This is a genomic window from Mycobacterium sp. TH-M82 (assembly GCF_057473605.1).
The window spans coordinates 1-4,548 of record NZ_JBYCKY010000099.1 but is presented as its reverse complement, the minus strand read 5'-3'; the positions used below and the strand labels follow the sequence as shown (position 1 = coordinate 4,548).

5 protein-coding genes and 1 pseudogene are annotated in these 4,548 nt (G+C 66.9%); all 6 read left to right on the top strand.

Features of this window, described 5'->3' with window-relative positions; translation table 11 throughout:
* Positions 1 to 91 (top strand): PE domain-containing protein (locus AC2VON_RS03060; RefSeq protein WP_486951622.1); only part of this gene is annotated, 91 nt, incomplete at its 5' end.
* Between the two features lie 15 nt (positions 92 to 106).
* Positions 107 to 1,204, top strand: a complete 1,098-nt coding sequence (locus tag AC2VON_RS03055) for a PPE family protein (protein WP_486951621.1) — start codon at positions 107 to 109, stop codon at positions 1,202 to 1,204.
* A gap of 40 nt (positions 1,205 to 1,244) precedes the next feature.
* Positions 1,245 to 2,318 carry a PPE family protein gene (locus AC2VON_RS03050; protein WP_486951620.1) on the top strand — a complete coding sequence of 358 codons (1,074 nt, stop codon included), beginning with the start codon at positions 1,245 to 1,247 and terminating at the stop codon, positions 2,316 to 2,318.
* Between the two features lie 14 nt (positions 2,319 to 2,332).
* Positions 2,333 to 3,877 carry a MutS-related protein gene (locus AC2VON_RS03045; RefSeq protein ID WP_486951619.1) on the top strand — a complete coding sequence of 515 codons (1,545 nt, stop codon included), beginning with the start codon at positions 2,333 to 2,335 and terminating at the stop codon, positions 3,875 to 3,877.
* A complete protein-coding gene (locus AC2VON_RS03040) occupies positions 3,874 to 4,059 on the top strand; it encodes a hypothetical protein (RefSeq protein WP_486951618.1) in 186 nt (61 codons plus the stop codon). Before AC2VON_RS03045 ends, AC2VON_RS03040 begins: the two co-directional genes overlap by 4 nt.
* Positions 4,060 to 4,548 (top strand): annotated as a pseudogene (locus AC2VON_RS03035) (MutS-related protein); the annotation flags it as partial.

Below are 4,548 nucleotides of genomic sequence, written 5' to 3'. Positions count from 1 at the left end.
GGCGATTCATCAGTTGTTCGTGACCACTCTGGAAACCAGCGCCGGTTCCTATGCCGCCACAGAGGCCGCCAACGCCGTCGCGACCGGATGAACAGGGCTGCCGGTGCTGGATTTCGGAGCTCTTCCGCCGGAGGTCAACTCCGCCAGAATGTATGCCGGGCCAGGCTCGGGGCCGATGCTGGCCGCGGCGACCGCTTGGGGCGAGCTGGCCGCGGAGCTGTTCTGCACCGCTGCCGGATACCAATCGGTGCTCTTCGAGCTGGCGGATGGGTGGCTGGGGCCGGCATCGTTGTCGATGGCCAAGGCGGCGGCACCGTATGTGGCGTGGCTGCAGGGCACCGCCGCCGCGGCCGAGCAGACCGCCGCCCAGGCCACCGCGGCAGCGGCGGCCTACGAGCTGGCGTTCGCGTTGACGGTGCCCCCGCCGGTGATCGCGGCTAACCGCAGCCTGCTGGCGGCGCTGATCGCGACGAACTTCTTCGGGCAGAACACCCCGGCGATCGCGGCCACCGAGGCACACTACGCCGAGATGTGGCTCCAGGACGCCACCGCGATGTACGGCTACGCCGGGTCCTCGTCGGCCGCGAGTGCGCTGACCCCGTTCACCGAGCCGCGCCACACCACCGACCCGGCCGGGCTGGCCGCCCAGGCCGGCGCGGTCGGCCACGCCGCAAGCAATGCTGCTACCCAGCCGACGACACTGCTGCCGCAACTGGCCACACCCGCCGCGGCTACCTCGTTGTCGGCGTTGGAGTCCATCGCGTTGCACGTCCCGAACGTTACGAACGTCGCGGTCACGACGACCAGAGCGGCGAATTCGGGGCGCAATATTGCCATCACGAACATGCGGCTTTTCTATCAGGCAACCCGGGAGTTGGAAGAGGCCGGTGTCTCGGCGAACCTGGTGTCTGCCGCCCCGGTCCGGCTCGGCGGGCCGGCGGTGTCGGCGGGAATGGGCCGGGCCGGCCTGCTCGGGACGTTGTCGGTGCCACCAAGCTGGGGCGCCACCGCTGCCGAGGTCCAGCCGACCGCGGTGACACTGCCGACGTCCGGGCCCATCCCGGCGGAGGTCTCCGCCGACACCCAGCTTGCTTCGGGAAATGTATTCAGCCAATCGGTTCTCGGGACGCTATCCCGAGACGGGCCGGATGCTCCGCGGCACCGGAGCAAACAAATCATCGTTCGCTCCCCGGCCGCGGGCTAGCGAAGCGCAAGCAAACACGACATGAGAGAGGTTGTCTGACATGGACTTTGGCATACTTCCACCGGAAATCAACTCGGCCAGAATGTACTCCGGCCCTGGTACCGGACCGATGCTGGCCGCTGCCGCCCGTTGGAGTCAGCTCGCCCGCGAACTGCATGCCGCTGCGGCCGCCTATCGGTCGGTGATCGCCGGCCTGGCTACTGACGGATGGCGAGGTCCGTCGTCGACGATGATGGCGACTGCGATCACGCCCTATGTGGCCTGGATGCACGGCACGGCCGCTCAGGCCGAGCAAACCTCGACCCAGGCACAGACCGCGGCGGGCGCTTACCAGACGGCATTTGCGATGACGGTGCCGCCACCGCTGATTGCGGCGAACCGCACCCAGTTGACGTCACTGATCGCGAGCAACTTCTTCGGACAGAACAGCCCGGCGATCGCGGTCACCGAAGCCGACTACGAGCGGATGTGGGCGCAGGATAGCGCCGCCATGAACGGCTATGCCACGTCGTCGGCGACGGCGTCGAAGCTGACACCGTTCACCGGCCCGCCGAACCCGGTGTCGCAACCAGCCGCCGCGGCAGTCGCGCAGCTCGCCGCGCCCACTCAGGCGATCGGCCTGTCGTCGGTGCTGGACTCGTCCCTGACGAACTCGGCAGTGTTGAGCGCTGCCGCGTCGACCTCGAGCACGTTTCTGTCGTCGTTTAGCATCGGGACGACCAACCATGCGGTGGCGGTCAATGCACTACGCGACGAGCATCAGGGGATCGGGCCGTTCTTGGTCGGGTCGACGGCGCCACTGGCACCGGCCGGTGCGCCAACGCCGCCCGTCCCAGCGGCGTCGGCGGTGATGGGCCGGGCCATCTTGGTCAACACCCTGTCGGTACCGCAGGCCTGGGCCGCCACCGTCACACCGCCGGTCAACCTCGCAAGCGCGACGCTACCGGCCACCAGCGTGCCGGCCGGCGCCGCCGCGCCCGCGGCCCCGGCGGCGCTGCAGCCGGGCATGTTCGGCGAGGCGATGCTGGGCACATTGGCCGGGCGCGGCGTCAGCAATGCCGCCGGCAAGCTACGCCGGCCCAGCGTCATACCCCGCACCCCGGCCGCCGGATAAGGCGGTGGGAAACCATGGCGTCATTTACCAGCATCCTGTCCCCGGGTCCGCACCCGATGGACGTCGACAAGCTCACCGCACCGGATTGTTTTGCCGATCTGCACCTGGACCAAGTCTTCGCCGCGGTCACCACCGGACATGTCGACAGCGCCTCCGATGGCCTGGAGAAGTTCTTCTACTCACCGCTGCACGATGTTTCGGCCGTCTCCTACCGCCATGACGTGTTCCGTGATCTCGACCGCGAGGAAACCCGGCGGCCTATCGAGAACTTCGTCGCCGGCATGCACACCGTGCGACAACGCCTGCATCAGGCCGCACACGTGTATCACCGGTTGCAGCAGCACGGTTGGTTCGTCTACGCCGTCGAAACCTACTGCGGCGCGGTCGCGGCGCTGCACGACGAGCTCGACGGAGCCGGCCTGACCTCGGCCGGCCTGCGTGGCTTCGCCGCCCACGTCGATGCCTATGTGGGCAGCCGCGGATTCCAGGCACTGGTTGACGACACTCAATCCATGCAGGCCGAACTCCACAACATCCGCTACGCCGTACACATTGAAGGCCTACGGGTGCACGTCGAGACGTTCACGGGCCAAACCGATTACAGCGCCGACATCGCTGCGACTTTCCAGCGGTTCGCCACCGAGGCAGCCAAGGACTATCACGTCCGCTTCACCAATTTCGCCGACATGAACCATGTCGAAGAACATATCCTGGAGTGCGTCGCCAAGCTTTATCCTGAGACTTTCGCACGCCTGGAAGCCTTCTGTGCCCGCAACGCCCACTTCGTCGAGCCGGTGATCGCCCGTTTCGAGCGCGAAATCCACTTCTACCGCTGTTACCTCGCTTTCATCCGTCGTTTCACCGCGGCCGGCCTGAGCTTCAGCTACCCCGCGGTCACCGTCGAGCCCGGCGTGGTTCGCGCCGACGACGCCTTCGACCTCGCTCTGGCGACCAAATCGGTCGACGAGAACAAGCCGGTCGTAGGCAACAGCTTTCGCCTGTCAGGGCCGGAACGGATCTTCGTCGTCACCGGCCCCAACCAAGGCGGCAAGACGACATTCGCCAGGACCATTGGCCAGTGCGCGTACCTCGCGGCGCTGGGCTGTCCGGTGCCGGCAAGTCGTGCCGAACTGACCCTGCCCGATCAGATCTACACCCACTTCGAACGCCAAGAGACGCTGTCGACGCTGCGCGGCAAGCTCGACGACGAGCTGGTGCGCATCCACCACATCCTGACCTGCGCCACCGAGGCGAGTGTCGTCGTGATGAATGAGAGCTTCGCCTCCACCACCGTCAACGATGCGCTGCTGATCGGCACCGAGGTGTTGCGGCGCATCATCAAGCGTGGCTGCGTCGCGGTCTACGTCACCTTTCTCGACGAGCTGGCCAGCTTCGATCCGACCTGCGTCAGCATGGTCGGTGAAGTCGCATCCGATGATCCGACCCGGCGGACATTCGAATTCACCCGCAGACCCGCCGACGGCCTGGCCTACGCTGCGGCACTGGCCGATAAATACGGGCTCAACCACCACGTCTTACGGCGAAGGATCACCCGATGAAGGTCCGGCTGCTCCATCCCGACAACGACGTCGAGCTGGCTCCCCGGTTGCCCTGGCGGCTGGGCGATCTGATCGCCGACGACCTGGAGCTGCCCAGGGTCTACCAGGCCATGGCGGCCGGTGACAGTTTTCTGCTCGACGTCGTCAAGAAGGTCGTGCCGCTGACCGTCACCGATCCCTAAGTGATCGTCTACCGCCAACAGGTGCTGGCCGACTGCCTGGCCAATCGCGCTGCGGTGAAACAACTCTATGACCTCGCCGTCGACGGCGCTGAAGTACAGCGCAAGGTCTTTCTCGGCGGCCTGCTGTCCCGCGAACCGGCGGGCATCCTGCGCCGCTCGGTCCGGATCCTGGAACACCTCACCGACAACCTCAAACAACTGCGCGCCCTCGCCGACCGGCACGCCGGTCAGTTCCGGTCCGCCGGGTTCCGGCAGTTGCTGGCGATGGTCGCCGAGCAGCTCTGCGACGACTACGTACGCCAGCTCGACGAACAGCTCGCCGAACTGCAGCTGCCGCGAGGCGAGCTGCTCTCCGCTGCGCTCGGCCTGGGCAACAAGGGCGAACACTACCGGCTGCACCAGCCGCCGCGCCGCAGCTGGTGGGACCGGCTGACCGGAAACCACGACGGCTACGGCTTCGAGATCGACGGCCGCGACGAGATCGGCGCC